The sequence below is a fragment of the Methylophaga marina genome (assembly GCF_030296755.1).
In the GTDB taxonomy this organism is placed as follows: Bacteria; Pseudomonadota; Gammaproteobacteria; order Nitrosococcales; family Methylophagaceae; genus Methylophaga; species Methylophaga marina.
In genome coordinates this window covers 2,408,002-2,424,454 of record NZ_AP027741.1, presented here as the reverse complement: position 1 = coordinate 2,424,454, position 16,453 = coordinate 2,408,002, and the positions used below count along the sequence as shown (strand labels likewise).

The following is a 16,453-nucleotide window of genomic DNA, read 5'->3' as shown; positions in this document are numbered from 1 at the left end:
CGTTATGCTCCTAAATAATTTTCTTGCTTGGCTTTGCTCAATGCCGCTTGCTTCACTGCCTCATCATCAGCTAAACCATTGGTCAGTCCATTAAGGCCATACAGTGCTTTTTCGCCACCAAACTCACATAAAATGCATTCTTTTTCCTGGCCTGGCTCAAACCTTACTGCTGTGCCGGCAGGGATATCTAAACGCATGCCAAATGCGGCTTCACGATCGAATTCCAAGGCTTTATTCGCCTCAAAAAAATGGTAATGACTGCCAATCTGTACCGGTCTGTCACCGGTATTTGCCACCCGAAGAGTGCGTTTTTCACGCTTGGCATTCAGTTCAATTTCACCTTCTGCTGGAAATAGCTCGCCCGGAATAGGATATTCAGGGACCTCTTGCTCTCCTGAACGGATAGGATCATGTATGGTGACTAATTTAGAACCATCAGGAAAAACACCTTCCACTTGCAACATGTGCATCATGTCACTGACCCCTGGTAACACATCATCGGTACTCAGAATGGTGCTGCCAAAACTAATCAGCTCTGCCACAGTACGACCATCCCGTGCACCTTCAAGCACTTCATTAACGATTAATGCCGTGGCCTCCGGATAGTTCAGTTTTAACCCTCTATCACGCCGCTCTTGTGCAAGTTTTGCTGCTGTGTAGATGGTTAAACGTTCAAGTTCTGATGGAGTTAAATACATAATTTCTCCTTAAATAATTAATTGGCAAATAGCCGTTGGTCACTGATTTCATGACGCATTGCCGCAATTTCAGTTAATGGCACATAGCTATGCATAAGTTGTTCATCTGAAACAGGCTGTTCGAGAAGTGAGGCAATAACAGAAGACAGTTTTTGTCGTATCAACTGAGCATGAATATGACCTAATTTACCCAGCCGCATGCAGGCACCCAGCATGTCATTGCATAAGCCATGAGCACTTGCTATCTGTGCCTGCAGCTCCGTTAATCCACAATGACAAAACACTAAACCCTGGACGACAGGAATATGTCCGGGTGCTTTTTTCCCATAACAAGTTGACGATATTCCGCACTCAAGGGTGTGCCTAAACGTGCATGGATACCTAATAATGCTGCCCCATTGCGTTTCGATCCTGTTCTTAATCCAGCAGAAAGACTTAAGGCTTCAACTTCATTATCAATCGCGTTGATAACATCCAGATTTTCTGCTTGCCGATAGACGTGACATAAGGCGACGCGATCCAAACTGTTCCAACGCCCCTTGAGTTGCACTTCAATCAAGTCATATATTTGCTCTGGACCTTTGATCTTATTGTCGTTGAATAAGGTCTCCAGACCATTTGAGAAAGCAAAGCTGCCACTTGGAAATTGGCTATCTCCAAACTGCATCATGCTCAACATGGCTAATGCTGAAGAGGTCATTTCTGGTGGTGATGTTGTAGTCAAGGTTGAACGACAGTCACACGATTGGCTTCAATCAGCCCGCTGAGTCTGTCGATATAACGTTGTGTAGGCCCTTCCAGAGCCACCAGCAGATCAGCACCATCAAACCGAATACGCCAGTGCAAATTGCCCGCGTTATAACCCAGCTCTAATGCGGCATCGGTACTGACAGGAGATAATCGAAGCCATTCTTCTTCATTGACCCGTATCACCACAGCCCGCTGATCATCCATGAGCAATACCGCACCGTTATATAGGCGCTTATCACGGGATAGGGCGATACCATATTCAGTGCCTTTATCCGTCACCACTTTCTGCCGACTACGTGCGGTATCAGCCACATTCATTCGAATGACTTCAATACGGTCATGATGTCCGTGATGATGAAGTTTTTCAGCAATATCTTCGTCGTTCACACTGCCGATAATGTCGTTTAAGACAAGCATATATTTATCCTCATATTCGTCTTAGATGGTCAAATACTGATTAGCCAGGTCATCGGTCAGTTCATTCCCGCTTCCCTGACAAACAAGGCGTCCGTTATCCAGGATAAGAAACTCGTCAGAAGCCCTCTTCGCGAAACGGATATTCTGCTCGACAAGAATAATGGTTAAGTTAAGTTCCTTATTCAGTCTGAGAATGCAGTCTTCTATCTGTTCAACGATATTGGGTTGAATACCCTCGGTAGGCTCATCCAGTAATAACACCTGAGGATTGGTAGCAATGGCTCTGGCAATAGCTAATTGCTGCTGCTGGCCGCCAGATAATAATCCACCCGCCCGATCCAGGTTATCCATTAAATAAGGGAATAGCTCTGGCACAATATCCGGAATCTCTCCCTTACTGGTTTGGTCGGCAAATCGCCCCATCAAAATATTTTCTTTCACCGAAAAGTCGGGAATAATTTCACGGCCTTGAGGTACATATCCCATCCCTGAACGTGCCCGATAGAAGGTTGTCTGATCACCAAGCTCAAGCTCATTGAGTGTCAAACTCCCTGTCATGGAGCTGGTCAATCCCATCAGTGTTTTTAGCAAGGTACTCTTGCCTACCCCATTACGGCCTAATACCGATAAAATCTTGCCTGTTTCCAGACTGAAATTAACATCGTGCAAAATATGGCTGCCACCATAAAAACTGTTTACTGATTGCAACGTCAACATTAGTGAATGCCCCCACTTCCCAGGTAAGCATCTTTCACTGCCTGGTTATTTTCTATATCGCTGATGTGGCCTTCAGCCAAAAACTCTCCTTGATGCATAACAGTGATTTTGTCGGCAATTTCACGAACGAATGCCATATCATGCTCAACAGCAATAATCGTATGTTGGCCTTTCAGATTATTCATAATTTGAGAGGTTTTAAGTGTTTCATCCGCAGTCATACCGGCTGTGGGCTCATCAAGTAAGATCACTTGAGGCTTACGAATAATCAGCATGGCAAGTTCAAGCCATTGTGTTTCACCATGAGAGAGATTTTCGGCCAGCTCATGTGCTTTGTTTTCGAGATTAGTCATCGACATCACCTCGTTCATACGCTCATGATCAACTCGTCGTTTCATTGAGCCTAAATTGGCAAGTACTGTACTTTCCTGCATTGCTGCCACTGACAGATTCTGCAAGACAGAAAGCTCTTTAAAAACGCTGGGGATCTGAAATTTACGCCCTATCCCCAAGCGAGCAATTAAATGTGGTGGTTTATTGGTGATCTCCTTATCACCAAGAAAAATTCTGCCCGCCGTTGACTGGGTTTTACCGCATATCATATCCATCAATGTCGTTTTACCCGCACCATTAGCGCCTAAAAGCACACGCATTTCACCGTGTTTTACGACCATGCTGAAATTATTTACTGCCTGGAAGCCACTGAAGTTAACTCCTAAGCCATCGATATAAAGATCACGATTTTTAGCTTTCATCAGCCTTCCCCCGGTTTACAGTTAGTTTTCTACAAATCCCATGAGCAATACCGGCCAAGCCTTTTGGCATATACAACACCACCAAAACAAAAAATAACCCCAGAATGGCTTGCCACGATTCAACAAACAGCTCGCTTTCACTCACCGAGGCCCCTAACATCGAGATAGAAATGGCACCTATACAGGCACCTAAGATAGAAGCACGTCCACCCACTGCTGCCCAGATCACAATGGCGATACTGAAGGACAAATCCATAAATGTAGGTGATGCAAACTCTGCGGTAATGACATACAACATCCCTGCAAATCCAGAGATAGCCGCTGACACGCAAAAGAAAAAGGTCTGATACGATGCAGCATCAAAACCCAGGTATTTAGCTCGATTCTGATCGTCGCGAATAGCTTGTAATATCAAGCCTGCCCGACTATTGATTAATACTCGAGTGATAAGCAAGACAATCACTAGTGAGATGGCAACCAGGTAATAAGTACTGACCGTATAGGGATCAAACTCATAACCATTTATCTTAAACCAGGCCAGATCCGTTAAGCCGTTAAAACCGCCGGTAAAAGACTGTGCATCAACGACTAACAGGCGAGCCAATAACACCATGGCTAATGTAATAATCGAAATGAAAACACCCGCAATGCCTTTACGGAAAATGATCGTGCCTATCAGCCAGGCAACAAGGACAGGTAAGGCGATAGCCATAAAGATGCCAAAGCTTTGTGATTGAAATGGCATCCATAAGAATGAGACATCATTGATGCAGCAGAGATCAATCACCGCATCAGGCTCCGCATTCCACATCATAAAGTCAGGAATTGGTGTCTGCCCACCTTGTTCCATACTGGTGGGACTGGCTAACTTCAGACTCATGCCTAACATGTATGCCCCAGCGCCAAAGAACAGGCCCTGCCCTAAATTCAAAATGCCGGCATAGCCCCAACTCAATGAAATAGCGACACCTAACATGCCGTAAATTAAATATTTTGCTGTGCGGTTTAGCCAGAACTCATCTAAAAATAAAGGCAGAGACAGGATGATCGCGATAAATATGGCGTAAACCATTATTTTCAGGTGTGAATATGTCAATTTCATCATTAACGCCCCTTGTAGTTAAATAAGCCACGGGGACGCCAGATAATGATGGCGATAACAGCCGCAAAAACAACTGCCCTAGCAATAATATCGTTACTAAAGAAAGCAACCACGCCGTTTAACTGACCAAGAATGCCAGAGGCGACAATCGACCCCACTAAGCTGCCAACACCGCCAACAACAACCACTAAAAAGCCATCGACAACCAGTGAGCTGCCCATATCAGGCATAACGGTTTTAAACCCAGACATCATGACACCAGCGACACCAGCCAATCCGGCACCATAAGCAAAGGTTAAGGCATTCACTTTTTTGACATCGATGCCACAGGCCGCTGCCATATCAGGATTACGCATGATTGCTCTTACTTGTTGACCTATTCGGGTGCGATACATCACAAACCACGTCAACAATGCCAACAGTGCAGACACTAAAATGATAAATGTTCTATAAGGCTGAATAACAAACTCACCTACAGTAAATGACTCTGTCATGATCTCGGGCAGAGTCACAGACTGTAGCCCTGGTCCAAGGCCATCGATATGGATGCCGAAAAAAGACAAACCAAATTCAAGACGAATAGCTTGCTGTAGTAAAATAGCCACCCCCCATGTCGCCAGCAAAGTATCAAACAGCCGGCTATATAAGCGACGAATCACCAGCTTTTCAATGAGTAACCCCAAACCAGCACAGACGAGAAAAGCTAAAGGAATAGCTGCAAACAGATTAAAACCTAAATAGGTTTGAGCCAGTACGGTGGTATAGGCACCCATCATGACTAATTCACCATGAGCCATATTAATGACCCCCATCGAGCCATAGACTATGGATAAACCCAATGCGACCAATAGCAAGATAGAGCCAATACTTAGCCCAATGAATACAGTATCTAACATATTAAAATTCTCCTCTTACCGGCCTGTTCACCTTGAGGTGACAGGCCGTAAGGATATAAATAATTACAATTTAGAACTGTCCAAACCGGACACGGTGCAGAACAGATTGTCAGCTGTTTCACCGTAGGCGGAATAAGGTAATGGCTGTAATGGCACATCATATTCATCGACGATTTTGCCCTGACCATCTTCTTGCCATTGAGCAATACGAGGCGTCATCGAGTTATGAAGGTTTTCAGGACTTACTGTCATCACGCCCATAGGTCCATCTATAGATACCCCTTTTGCCGCTTCCATGATGTCTCGTGGTTTGGTTTTACCCGATTTTTCTACCGCTTTAGCCCACTCGTAAACACTCTCATATGCTGCAACCATAGTGACGTGTGTGACAGCATTCGGATCGTTAACATAAGCACGATAACGTTTGATGAAGTCGTGATTTTCTTTGGTATCAATAGCTTGGAAATAAGGGAATGAGGTATAACTACCGGCAGCATATTTACCACCTAATGCCGCCACCTCAATTTCAGAGGTCACAGTTGAGGCAATAGGAATATCTTTTTGTGAAATACCCTGGTTGAAATATTCACGATAGAAAGAAATGACAGAGTCACCTACCACATTAGACAGCACAACATCAGCACCACTGTCTTTGATTTTTTTGACCATTGAGCCCCATTCAGAATGACCTAGCTCTAGGTATTCATCTGCCACCCATTCAGCACCATTAGCTTCAATTAACTTTTTAGCCACTTTTGCCATTTCTTTTGGAAATAAGTAGTTAGAGCCAACAATGAAGAACTTCTTCTTACCTAACTTATTAACCAAATAAGGAATGTAATTATTCAACTGCTGGTTAGGAACAGAGCCGGTATAAATGACATTTTTTGAGCACTCATATCCTTCGTAAAAAGTAGGATAAAACAATAGATTTTTACGTTTTTCGATAACAGGTAGCATCGCTTTTCGACTAGCTGAAGTGTAACCACCAAAGACGGTAACGACACGATCACGAATCACTAGTTTGCTTGTTTTTTCATTAAATGTTTTAGGATCACTCGCCCCATCTTCTACGATGGGTTTGATCATCTTACCGTCAACACCACCATTGGCATTGATTTCATCAATTGCCATTAAGGTGGCATCAGACAGAGACTTTTCTACAATAGACAAGCCACCCGTTAGTGAAAAAAGTACGCCCACTTTAATTTCATCGGCCGCACTCGCTTGCCCGATAAACGGTAAACTAAAGGCAACAACCGCAATAGTTGCCTTAAGATTTTTTAGTAATTTCATTAATGCTTCCCCTTAAAACGCAAAAAGGGCCCCCTAATAAATTAGGGAGCCCTTTCGCTCGAAAAATAACATGACATTTAGAGACAGATAATCACACTCCGCTTTTGGAGATTCTGGATGATGAATATATAACTGAACGCGCTTTTGCGGGCAGTTATCTCATGCAGAATAACTATCAATCCTCACTTAGGGTTTACGCACAATTTATGCCAAAGACAAATATCACAAAATAAACAACAAGTTACAAAAATTGACTTTTATTTTTGTAAAAAGATTGTTTAATTTTGGTGCAAAGATCATAAACATCGCACCATTTTTGCGTGTCATCCGAATCGTTTGTTTAATATTCAGAAGCGAATTGACAACAACAAAGCGGTATGGTCCACTGAAATAGACATTTAGAAACTCATTATCAATTGCTGTTTATCTACCCGAATTATGGGTACTGATTCTGCAAAAACGCAGAATGAATAACATTTATGGCTCTATGCCTGATATTACATGAGGTTTTTAATGTCTAATACGTATCCCGCTGCAATCCCTGTTGGTGTCATTTTTTCTCAGACAGGTGTCACAGCTAATCCAGAACAGACCATGCTCAGGTCAACCCTGCTGGCAATTGATAGGATCAATCGTCAGGGTGGCATCAATGGTCAGCAACTCCATCCTATTTGTGTTGATCCTCAATCTGTTCCAGAAAATTATGGCCCGCTCACACAAAAGTTAATCGTTGAAGATAACGTCAAACTCATCTTCGGTGGATACACTTCGGCTAGCCGCAAAGCCATGCTACCGATTATCGGGCGTTACGATGTTTTACTTTTTTACCCAACGCAATATGAGGGATTTGAGTATGCACCGAATGTCGTTTATACCGGTGCGGCACCAAATCAAGGTTGTGTTCAGCTTGCCCAATACATGCTTCAAAACGTCGGTAAACGCGTCTGCATGGTTGGCTCCGATTATATCTGGCCTCGTGAGATTAACCGCATCATGCGTGAACTCATCGAAACATCAGATGGTGACGTCATATCAGAAATGTTTCTGCCATTAGAAACCAACAAAGAAGCTGTCTATGAGGTTGCCAGGCACGTCAGTTCACAGCATCCCGAGTTTGTCTTCTCTAACTTTGTCGGCAAAAGCATTGAGTATTTTTATCAAGCCATGCTGGAATTAAATGCCGATAAACCTATTCCTATTGCCAGCTTGACAACGACCGAAACAGAAATTCAGGCGATGGGAATTAAGGCAGGTTTTGGACACTACACCGCAGCACCTTATTTCCAGTCAGTTGAAACCCAGATAAACCAGGAAATCGTCAAGGAATATAAGGCCACCTATGGCCAGGATGAAGTAACCACAATGTGCTGGGAAGCGGCGTATTTCCAGGTTCATCTGGCTATCAAAGCGGTCAAGCTGGCTGAGTCATTCCATGCTGATAAGGTGATGGAAAAAATAGCCGATATTCGACATTCGGCACCACAGGGTCCGGTAAAAATTGATCCTGATAATAATCATTGTTTTTTATGGTCACGCATAGGTCGAGTCAATCAACAAGGTCAATTCGATATATTAGTGACTTCCGACACGGCGTTGAAACCTGATCCCTACTTAGTCTCATATTCGACGAGCCCTCTGGAAACAGCCAGCAGAGAGTCGTTATGAGTAAGCGCTTAACTGCTGTTCAGCAGCCTCTGGAGCTCTCCACCTTAGTTAAAAACTTACGCCAGCATGAAATCTTGCTGATCATGCCAGAAGGTGAGAATCGTAAAAAAATCGAACAACAGATCCGGCGCATTGGCTTTCCATTAAAAACGGAATGGCCACCACCTGAGGACTTTTCATCTAATTATCAGGTGGTGATGCTGGGGCTTACCCCTATTATTGAGAATAATTATGACTTTCACTGGGATGTCAGCAACCCACCGGCCGCTTTAGTGTTGGTGGTGGACTATGAAAACCCACTGGTTTTGCAATATTCATTAAGTTTGAATGCGCAAGCGATTATTGGTCTTCCATTTCACCCTTTGGGTGTACTCAGTAACTTACTGCTGGGTTTGCAAGAGTTTAAACAAACTCGCTCTATGTTAAAGACAATTCGTAACCTAGAATCCAAACTCAATGCCAGTCAACATATTGAAAACGCCAAGCATTTTATCAGTGAAAAACAAAATATTAGTCTTGAAGCAGCCTATAAATTATTGCGAAAACAGGCGATGGAACAACGTATGCCAGTAGGTGAGTTAGCAAAAGAAATTATTGCAAAACAGTCATTTTCCAATGAAAAAACATAAACAGCTATTAACAGGCTTCTCTTATTTCAGTTTGATTTTAGTCAAACATCATAGGTAAAAATTAATGGATATTTCTAGTCTAACACTTATGTTTACCGGCCTCAGTTTAGGCATGTTACATGCCTTTGATGCGGATCATATTATGGCTGTGACCAGCCTTTCAGCAAAACGCTCCTCACCTCGCCAAATAGCCTTCTTTTGTGGCCGCTGGGCACTGGGTCATGGGGCAACCGTGATGTTACTCGCCATTTTATTTATCGCTTTTGACTGGCATCTTAGTGAACAAGCCAGTCTATGGGCAGAACGATTTATTGGCGTGCTTTTACTCTCTGTTGGTTTATTTTTAGCTTATCGGTTTATTCATCCGAACGCTGGATTGAAAATAACGACTCATCAGCATGCCGATGGCACCAAGCACACTCATATTGTTGAAGTATCTAAACCTCATCGCTCTCACTTGCCAGTATCCGTTGGCATTGTGCATGGGGTTGCTGGTAGTGGCCCATTACTGGCCGTTTTGCCAGCATTGATTGCCAAATCTTCCAGCCTAGGCATTCTATATGTCGTCCTGTTTTCAATCGGGGTATTACTGAGCATGTTGTGCTTTGGTTTACTATTAGGATTTGCTCAATCACTGTTGTATGACCGCAGTGAAACGCTGTTCCGTTATGCCAAAGGTATTTTAGGTCTGGCAACAGCTTTACTCGGCTTTGTCTGGCTAAAAGGGACTTTTTAACACCACAATAAAAATGGGGCCGGTAAGGCCCCATTTTTATTTATTGAAACACGTCTACTTTTACCAACGCATCATACGTCTGACGATGCCATCATTACGGAAGGCATGATAAATGGCACCACTGACGTGCACGGCAATAATGCCGAGTAGCGCCCATGCTGTCCACATATGCAGCTCACCCCAGAACTCGTTCATTTCCTCATCAGGTGCAGCAATGCGAGGGAACTCAATCGACCACCAGAACACGGTGTCCCAACGGGTATGGGCTGATGACAGATAGCCAGTCAAACAGACCGCAAGCACTAAACCATATATTGCCACATGTGCAGCAATGGCAGACCAGTGCATCCAGGGTGCCATATCCGTTGAGTCTGGTGGTGTAGGTCGATGCCTGAGACGGACATACAGCAGCATCAGAATAATGATCACTAATGTGATACCGATGTTTTTATGTAACTGAAATGGAAATGCCCGGAATTGTAATTCCGGTGATGGCAAAGGTAAGCCCATCATCCACCAGCTTGAGATAAATAAAAAGAAAATTGAAACAGCCAGCAACCAATGCAGGATTACCGCCGTTCTACTAAAACCTTGTCTTTGCATAACAGCTTCCGTTTATATTTCGTTGCAAATGTGGGAGATTAAGCATTGGCTTCACTGTGTCTGCCAGCTAATGTACCCACGACTAACATTAAATGCAGAATGAACCAGAGCAAAATACCGCCCAGATACACTTCACGTAGCGTTGGTCCTGTATTGACTACAGCAGCAAACTGCAATAAATCAACGGCTGCGAGACCACTAAAGACGACCATCGCCGCTTTCGATGCCCATGGCGTGTAATTCACTAAGGCGCCACCGATGATGACAGAAATAAATGCCAACACAGCCCCAATACCAGCCAGTGTCATTTGCACATTCGGGAACCAGTCTGGCGCTGCTAAAGCCACGCCTTTGACATGCTCAATGAGGTATTCACATTCAGCGATGGTAATCCCCTCCTCTTCCAGCTCTTCCTCTGGACAGTCAGCTGCCGGCATCACACCATCTGCTGGCATATTGCTGGTCACCACGGCCTGTTTCATCGCCTCATTACCATGCACAGCCGTCAGAAAGACACCGAGCATAATCGCGACAACACCGAGGATACTTGCCCAGTGTGGCAGTGAAGTCTTGTTGTTTTCATTAGACATGCAACACTTTTCCTCTTGTTATAGTTAATAAAATTTCTCTCTCTTGAATTGAAATAAAGCTAAAACAGTTTTGTGTTTCAGCTTTATATTCAACCTATTAGATAGTGCCAAAATGCTTGTATTAGCACAATCAGTTAAGTGACAGGAAGAAATCAGAATGGTTCAGAGGAAAAAAGAAGTGAGCATAGAAATCAAAACAAACGCCGAACATATCCATAAAATCATGGACTACAAAACATATGGAGTCGCTTAAAACACCTCTGTCTGACTAAGCAACCTCAGCTTGCTCTTTCATCAGTTCAATCAACGCTTGCGCCGGAATCGGTTTACTGAATAAATAGCCTTGCAACTCATCACAGCGATGCAGACGGAAGAATTTTGCCTGGGCATCTGTCTCAACCCCTTCAGCAATAATGCGAAGATTGAGCCGTTTAGCCAGGTCAATAACCGACAAGGTAATTTCAAGTGAACTTTTATCTTCAATATCACGAGTGAAACACTTGTCGATTTTCAAGCAGTCCAGAGGAAACAGTTGTAGGTGTTTGAGTGACGAGTAACCTGTACCAAAGTCATCAATCGCCAAACTCATACCATGTTTTTTAATATTCATCATCGCTTCTACAGCGGTATTCATATTTCGCATCAGCGTGCTTTCAGTGACTTCAAGCTCCAGTCTTGAGGGCTCAATATGGCTGCTTTTTAATATCTCGGCAATATCATCAGCAAGCGACATATTGGCAAACTGTAATGGTGATAAATTCACAGCAATGCGTATATGTTCCAGTCCGGCTTCTTTCATCAGCTTAAGATCGTCACAGGCTTTTCTAAGGACGAATTCACCCAGCGAATTAATCAATCCTGACTGTTCTGCAACCGGTATAAAAGTCTCAGGTCCAATTGGTCCTAAGTCTGGACTATGCCAGCGTAGTAAGGCTTCTGCTCCGATTATCTTTCCTGAGCTGGCTTCCACTTGGGGTTGATAGCAGAGTTGGAATTCGTTCCTCTCTAATGCCCCTGTCATCGCTTTTTCCAGCTCGACTCGGGCTTGTATTTCTTCACCGATATCGGCCGTGTAGAGACAAATCGGTAAAGACTCATCCATTCTGGATTTAAACATCGCAGTGAAGGCTTTGCGAAGTAGTTCCGAGCTATCTCTGCTATCCATTGGCCAGACACTGATACCCATATTCGGCGACAGCACAATTTCTTCATCCAGGTAATGAAAAGGGGTTTGAATTTGAGCTAATAAAGCATTCGCTGATTGTTGAATAGAGGCAAGATCGCTTTGTCCAGAGAGTAAAATTGCAAAATCGTCTTCTTCTAAATGCGCTACAAAGACATCATCTCCTACAGCCGCTTTAATACGGTCGGCTATTACTACCAGTAAGGAGTCACCAATTGCACGGTGAATCACACTTATCGCTGATTCATGCTTATTCACATGAATAATGATCAAAGCGGTTAATTTGGCCGGTTGGTCGAGCGTGCCTAGTTTGTATAGCTCTTCCTGCAACGTAATGTGATTGGGTAAGCCGGTAATAATATGCTGTCTAGCTTGTGCATCTAACTGAACAATCAGTTTTTCAATAAAACGATCCGACATACGGTTTTGCCAGACAGTCCATAACGGCCAGGCGATGGCTGTCAAAATGAATGCTGTCGCTGGAGCAAACCATAGTTTGTAAACCAACAATAAAAACAAGGAACAACTGAGAATAAAGATGAGGCTACAAACGGCTGTTATCAATGAATATCGTAGTGGTGACAGGACGATAGCACCCACACTTACTATAATCAGCAGTATGGTTAAGCCGGACTGCATGGAGGAGGATAACTCATACAAGTGTGAATCTTGTAAAAGTGTATTCATCTCCTGAGAAATAATCTCAACCCCTGGCATACGTTGATGAGAACGACTGGCTGGTGTTGAAATCATGTCACCGATGCCTGCTGATGTTGCGCCAATTAATACATACTTGCCCCTGATAAGCTCTGGGTCGACACGCCCCTCCAGCACATCTTTGAAAGAAATACGTTTGGCGAGATTGTCAGCGGAAGTAAATGACAACATCATTTTATGGCTTCGTACCCAACCTGCTACCGAGTACTCACTCAGGGGCTGACTTGGTGAACCATAATCACCCGCATCCTCCCCTACTTTAAGCATAGCCAACGCAACATTGGGCCAGTGGGGATTACCCAATCCTGCATATAAATAAAAATGACGATTAGTACCATCAATATCTAATTCCACATCAACATGGCCCAGAGCCGCTGCGGCTGACGCTAATAAGGGAATGGGTAAACGTTCAACAATCAGAGAATCAGAGGTTTCTTTGATGGGCGCCACCACTAGCACCGTGTGTTGATTCTGAAGCATAGCCTGAGCGAGAGACTGATCAGCATTACTATTGATTTCAGGCTCAGAAAAGATCAAATCAATGCCAATAGCTTTTGGCGACATTTTTTGAAGTTCTTGGAGTAATTTCGCATGCTGGTGACGCGACCAAGGCCACCTTCCTAATGCCCGTATGCTGGCATCATCAATAGCAATAATCACAATTTGCTCACTCATTTTCGGTGAATGCAAAGGCAGCATCACGTCGTAAATCAGCAAGTCTAATCGTTGCAGTGTTTTTTTCTCAGATAAGAAAAACCCTGCTGCAACAAAAAAAGAACTAAAAATGAGCCAATAATCCAACTACGATGAGAGTCAGAAAGCCTCACAATATTAGATAAGAATAATGGTAAAGATAGTCCACAAACCCAAAGGCCAGTAGTTCACTGGTTCTTCAGGTAGAGGCTGGATAGTTTGTGTCGAACCCCATGGTCCTTCGTAGCCATCCTGCTCAATACTCTTGACACGAAGATAGCGTTCATCCCCCTCAAACGGTTCAAATGCATATTCAGCTTTATCAATTGTTTCATCAATAATGATGTCATTGAATGCCTTATCATTTGCAATTTGCACACGATAATTGGGTTGGCCCATCCCAACATTCCAGCTAGCGACTAACTGACCACTCTCTTCTGCCGAGACAGCCGCTTCAACTTTTTCAGGAATCGGTTTGATTTGATACGAACGTGCTGGTCCGACAGGCCCAACTTCACCGTCACTAGCAATACTGGATAAACGCCAGTAGTAATGACCCAATGCTGATAAAGAGGCAGCATCAAATTCTGAATCAGTGAGCGTTTTGTCCAATAGCGGCTGGGTGAACTTGTCATCGGCTGCGATTTCAAGGCGATAGGCTTTAGCATTATCCGCTGCTGTCCATTGTAAGCTGGGCGGCTGCTCACGGAAAACCTGATGATCTACAGGTTTCAATGCAATCGGTGGTTGTGGCTGAGCATTAAGCTGAATCATGGCCTGCTGATTAATGCCCTCAAGCCCCAGTGAGTCAATGGCACGAACGCGGACAGCGTAGTGGCCATCGAGCAGATCGGGAAAAGCAGCACGATTGTATTCAGTGATGCCTTCCCAAACCAAGGTGTCAAAATCATTTTCTGTCGCCACTTCAACTCGATAGGCTTTTGCCCCAGCAACTTCTGACCAGGCTAATCGCCAATTGATTTCAGTGATGGTGTCAGGAATTGGCTCAAAAATGGGGGCAGGTAAAAGTGCTTTTGGCGGCAAAGGTGGTTGACCAGTGGCGACTTGGGTTCCATAACCTTTGTTCACCAGTAATTGCTTGTTGGCGCCTGAAACAGCGACCTTCCCGTGTAAGACTTCTATATTCGACTTATCGCCATTATCCATCACCAATGCTCGGTAAACCGTACCTCGAACAGCACTAATAGCAGAGGGTGTTTCAATTTCAAATCGTGAACCAGGCCCCACAGCAGGCGTGACTTTTGTGTCCATACGGCCTTTTAACAAGTTCAATCTGGAGTCGACCATGCCGGTGACACCATGAGCACTTAAATGATCAAAATGCACAAGACTATTCTCATGAAGTGACAACACTGACTTATCGGCAAACTCGATAGCCACACTACTGTCATCCTCTGTCGATAGCTGATCACCAAGCTGCATTAACGATCCGACTTTTGCTGGCTCCGTTGTCGAGCTTCTGGCACGTTGAATTTCAGCGCTGCCGTTAATGGAGATAATTTTTGCAGCAACCGGATTGCTGCGAATCCAGGCTAGTGGCACACGGATCCTGGTGCCAGGCTGTAAATGTTTGGGATTCTCAATATTATTCAGTTTGCGTAACTGTTCAAACCGGGTGACTTTATCAAGATGTTGTTCGCTTAGATTCCAGAGGTTGTCACCGTCAACAACGGTATAAATCCAATCCTGAGCATAAGCACTACTTGAACACAGCAACCAGATAATGGTTAAACAGATAAAGCGGTAAACACTAAGACATGACTGTTTCATCGAGAGTCCCAAGTTCAAATAGATTTGTCTTTTGAACTATATACTAGCACTCTGCTTAAATACAAAAACACTGTTTTCCTAAAAAAATCAGGTGTGTCTTATAAAACGAGATGATGAACTGAGCTTAAGCCTTTGCGTGACTAGGTCTCATCTCTGTCTGTAAAGATAAAATGCCCTGCATCTCACAGATAATTTCCGATTTTTTCAACAATTTTCTATCAATTTAACAATTGTTAAAGACGGAGCATTCAAATAGCCATATCTTGGCGTCCTTGATAATCATCAGTCACTTTACCCCAAGGTTGGTGTGAATTTTTGATGATTGATATTTATTTCATCGTTCATCTAAAACGCTTAGCAATTTATGAATGATAATTATAGGAGACATGCTTTCCCCCATTTCCGAGGGAAGTAGTGCTTTCATTTAACATTTTTCATGTGAGTTTTAATGGATCTAGCTTTTGGTAATGTACGGAGTTGTATCGTTCATCAATTTGAACGGGTGGTTGATTTAACGGAAGATGAAGTCAACTTACTGATGACACTAGAAAATAATGAACGTGAATTTCAAGCCGGTGAAGAACTGACACGTAAAGGTAAGTACAACAATTATTTCTATACACTCCAGTCAGGTCTGGCATGTGCTATCAAAACCCTGGCTGATGGACAAAGACAGGTGTTGGACATTTTCCTGCCAGGACAAATTATCGGCTTACAAGAAATTGGGTTGAAAAACTCATTCACAGAGTTTCGTGCGTTAACGAGGCTGAAAGCGCATCCATTTCCTAAACAATCACTGATGAAAATTTTTGAACAATCGCCTAAGCTGGCTAAAATTTTCTTCACCATCATGGCCAGAGAGCAAGCCATGTTAATTGAAAGAATCGTCAATATCAGCAGGCGAAATGCACCTGAGCGTCTGGCTCATTTTCTGGTGGAAATGAAAATGCGGCTGGGATCATGTGCTTGTGATTTTCATCTGCCCATTAATCAAAGTCTGATTGGCGACACGCTCGGTATCTCCTCTGTTCATGTCAGCCGTACCTTAAAACACTTACGTGATTTAGGATTAATTGATAATAAACAGGGTCATATAGTGATAAATGACCTTGATGGCCTGATAAAATTATCAAGTTTTGATAGTGGCTATCTGGAAACGTCACCTGAGTGGAAATAAGTAGCTAACACCAACCAGAACAGCATTGAAGCACGCAT

The 16,453-nt window shown here is 43.5% G+C and carries 16 protein-coding genes and 1 pseudogene; 4 read left to right on the top strand and 13 right to left on the bottom strand.

All coding sequences use genetic code 11. From position 1 onward, the window contains the following. Nucleotides 1-2: 2 nt before the first annotated feature. The 9 genes and pseudogenes from QUE24_RS12375 to QUE24_RS12335 form a co-directional block, all read right to left on the bottom strand. Nucleotides 3-698 (bottom strand): urease subunit beta, encoded by a 696-nt coding sequence (locus QUE24_RS12375; protein ID WP_286304131.1) that lies wholly within the window; start codon nucleotides 696-698, stop codon nucleotides 3-5. Nucleotides 699-715: 17 nt separating this feature from the next. Then, nucleotides 716-898 carry an urease accessory UreF family protein gene (locus QUE24_RS12370; protein ID WP_286304130.1) on the bottom strand — a complete coding sequence of 61 codons (183 nt, stop codon included), beginning with the start codon at nucleotides 896-898 and terminating at the stop codon, nucleotides 716-718. A 15-nt stretch (nucleotides 899-913) separates the two neighbouring features. Beyond that, nucleotides 914-1,365: pseudogene (locus tag QUE24_RS12365) on the bottom strand (urease accessory protein UreF); the annotation flags it as partial. A 53-nt stretch (nucleotides 1,366-1,418) separates the two neighbouring features. Continuing rightward, on the bottom strand, nucleotides 1,419-1,865 hold the full coding sequence (gene ureE, locus QUE24_RS12360) for an urease accessory protein UreE (protein ID WP_286304128.1): 447 nt from the start codon (nucleotides 1,863-1,865) through the stop codon (nucleotides 1,419-1,421). A 21-nt stretch (nucleotides 1,866-1,886) separates the two neighbouring features. After that, nucleotides 1,887-2,582, bottom strand: a complete 696-nt coding sequence (gene urtE, locus QUE24_RS12355; protein WP_286304127.1) for an urea ABC transporter ATP-binding subunit UrtE — start codon at nucleotides 2,580-2,582, stop codon at nucleotides 1,887-1,889. Further along, on the bottom strand, nucleotides 2,582-3,337 hold the full coding sequence (gene urtD, locus QUE24_RS12350) for an urea ABC transporter ATP-binding protein UrtD (protein WP_286304126.1): 756 nt from the start codon (nucleotides 3,335-3,337) through the stop codon (nucleotides 2,582-2,584). Before urtD ends, urtE begins: the two co-directional genes overlap by 1 nt. Beyond that, on the bottom strand, nucleotides 3,327-4,442 hold the full coding sequence (gene urtC / locus QUE24_RS12345; protein WP_286304125.1) for an urea ABC transporter permease subunit UrtC: 1,116 nt from the start codon (nucleotides 4,440-4,442) through the stop codon (nucleotides 3,327-3,329). The genes urtD and urtC overlap by 11 nt, the downstream gene beginning before the upstream one ends. Continuing rightward, nucleotides 4,442-5,335 carry an urea ABC transporter permease subunit UrtB gene (urtB, locus tag QUE24_RS12340; protein ID WP_286304124.1) on the bottom strand — a complete coding sequence of 298 codons (894 nt, stop codon included), beginning with the start codon at nucleotides 5,333-5,335 and terminating at the stop codon, nucleotides 4,442-4,444. The genes urtC and urtB overlap by 1 nt, the downstream gene beginning before the upstream one ends. Nucleotides 5,336-5,398: 63 nt before the next feature. Next, nucleotides 5,399-6,631, bottom strand: coding sequence for a transporter substrate-binding domain-containing protein (locus QUE24_RS12335; RefSeq protein WP_286304123.1), 1,233 nt, complete (start codon nucleotides 6,629-6,631; stop codon nucleotides 5,399-5,401). Between the two features lie 513 nt (nucleotides 6,632-7,144). Here QUE24_RS12335 and QUE24_RS12330 point away from each other — a divergent pair. From QUE24_RS12330 to QUE24_RS12320, 3 genes are all read left to right on the top strand, one after another. Then, the gene (locus QUE24_RS12330) at nucleotides 7,145-8,296 is read left to right on the top strand and encodes a transporter substrate-binding domain-containing protein (RefSeq protein ID WP_286304122.1); all 1,152 of its coding nucleotides are present in this window, start codon (nucleotides 7,145-7,147) and stop codon (nucleotides 8,294-8,296) included. Continuing rightward, on the top strand, nucleotides 8,293-8,925 hold the full coding sequence (locus tag QUE24_RS12325; protein WP_286304121.1) for an ANTAR domain-containing response regulator: 633 nt from the start codon (nucleotides 8,293-8,295) through the stop codon (nucleotides 8,923-8,925). The genes QUE24_RS12330 and QUE24_RS12325 overlap by 4 nt, the downstream gene beginning before the upstream one ends. A 64-nt stretch (nucleotides 8,926-8,989) precedes the next feature. After that, the gene (locus tag QUE24_RS12320; RefSeq protein ID WP_286304120.1) at nucleotides 8,990-9,661 is read left to right on the top strand and encodes an urease accessory protein UreH domain-containing protein; all 672 of its coding nucleotides are present in this window, start codon (nucleotides 8,990-8,992) and stop codon (nucleotides 9,659-9,661) included. A gap of 60 nt (nucleotides 9,662-9,721) precedes the next feature. On the opposite strand, the gene QUE24_RS12315 is transcribed toward QUE24_RS12320, so the two are convergent. From QUE24_RS12315 to QUE24_RS12300, 4 genes are all read right to left on the bottom strand, one after another. Beyond that, a complete protein-coding gene (locus tag QUE24_RS12315; RefSeq protein WP_286304119.1) occupies nucleotides 9,722-10,264 on the bottom strand; it encodes a cytochrome b in 543 nt (180 codons plus the stop codon). A gap of 38 nt (nucleotides 10,265-10,302) precedes the next feature. Next, complete coding sequence (locus QUE24_RS12310) at nucleotides 10,303-10,854, bottom strand: hypothetical protein (RefSeq protein WP_286304118.1); 552 nt, start codon at nucleotides 10,852-10,854, stop codon at nucleotides 10,303-10,305. 268 nt (nucleotides 10,855-11,122) lie between these two features. Continuing rightward, nucleotides 11,123-13,555: an EAL domain-containing protein gene (locus QUE24_RS12305; RefSeq protein WP_286304117.1), complete on the bottom strand. Its 2,433-nt coding sequence runs from the start codon at nucleotides 13,553-13,555 to the stop codon at nucleotides 11,123-11,125. A gap of 30 nt (nucleotides 13,556-13,585) precedes the next feature. Next, nucleotides 13,586-15,238 (bottom strand): FecR family protein, encoded by a 1,653-nt coding sequence (locus QUE24_RS12300; protein ID WP_286304116.1) that lies wholly within the window; start codon nucleotides 15,236-15,238, stop codon nucleotides 13,586-13,588. 448 nt (nucleotides 15,239-15,686) lie between these two features. On the opposite strand from QUE24_RS12300, the gene QUE24_RS12295 reads away from it, so the two are divergent. Further along, nucleotides 15,687-16,415, top strand: coding sequence for a Crp/Fnr family transcriptional regulator (locus tag QUE24_RS12295; protein ID WP_286304115.1), 729 nt, complete (start codon nucleotides 15,687-15,689; stop codon nucleotides 16,413-16,415). The last annotated feature ends 38 nt before the right edge of the window (nucleotides 16,416-16,453 follow it).

Excerpts from the sequence above, each read along its gene's own strand:
- QUE24_RS12330 (WP_286304122.1), top strand. The coding sequence starts at position 7,145 with ATGTCTAATACGTATCCCGCTGCAATCCCTGTTGGTGTCATTTTTTCT.
- QUE24_RS12300 (WP_286304116.1), bottom strand. The coding sequence starts at position 15,238 with ATGAAACAGTCATGTCTTAGTGTTTACCGCTTTATCTGTTTAACCATT.
- ureE (WP_286304128.1), bottom strand. The coding sequence starts at position 1,865 with ATGCTTGTCTTAAACGACATTATCGGCAGTGTGAACGACGAAGATATT.
- QUE24_RS12295 (WP_286304115.1), top strand. The coding sequence starts at position 15,687 with ATGGATCTAGCTTTTGGTAATGTACGGAGTTGTATCGTTCATCAATTT.
- QUE24_RS12315 (WP_286304119.1), bottom strand. The coding sequence starts at position 10,264 with ATGCAAAGACAAGGTTTTAGTAGAACGGCGGTAATCCTGCATTGGTTG.
- urtB (WP_286304124.1), bottom strand. The coding sequence starts at position 5,335 with ATGTTAGATACTGTATTCATTGGGCTAAGTATTGGCTCTATCTTGCTA.
- QUE24_RS12320 (WP_286304120.1), top strand. The coding sequence starts at position 8,990 with ATGGATATTTCTAGTCTAACACTTATGTTTACCGGCCTCAGTTTAGGC.
- QUE24_RS12325 (WP_286304121.1), top strand. The coding sequence starts at position 8,293 with ATGAGTAAGCGCTTAACTGCTGTTCAGCAGCCTCTGGAGCTCTCCACC.
- QUE24_RS12335 (WP_286304123.1), bottom strand. The coding sequence starts at position 6,631 with ATGAAATTACTAAAAAATCTTAAGGCAACTATTGCGGTTGTTGCCTTT.
- urtD (WP_286304126.1), bottom strand. The coding sequence starts at position 3,337 with ATGAAAGCTAAAAATCGTGATCTTTATATCGATGGCTTAGGAGTTAAC.
- urtC (WP_286304125.1), bottom strand. The coding sequence starts at position 4,442 with ATGATGAAATTGACATATTCACACCTGAAAATAATGGTTTACGCCATA.
- QUE24_RS12375 (WP_286304131.1), bottom strand. The coding sequence starts at position 698 with ATGTATTTAACTCCATCAGAACTTGAACGTTTAACCATCTACACAGCA.
- urtE (WP_286304127.1), bottom strand. The coding sequence starts at position 2,582 with ATGTTGACGTTGCAATCAGTAAACAGTTTTTATGGTGGCAGCCATATT.
- QUE24_RS12370 (WP_286304130.1), bottom strand. The coding sequence starts at position 898 with ATGCGGCTGGGTAAATTAGGTCATATTCATGCTCAGTTGATACGACAA.
- QUE24_RS12310 (WP_286304118.1), bottom strand. The coding sequence starts at position 10,854 with ATGTCTAATGAAAACAACAAGACTTCACTGCCACACTGGGCAAGTATC.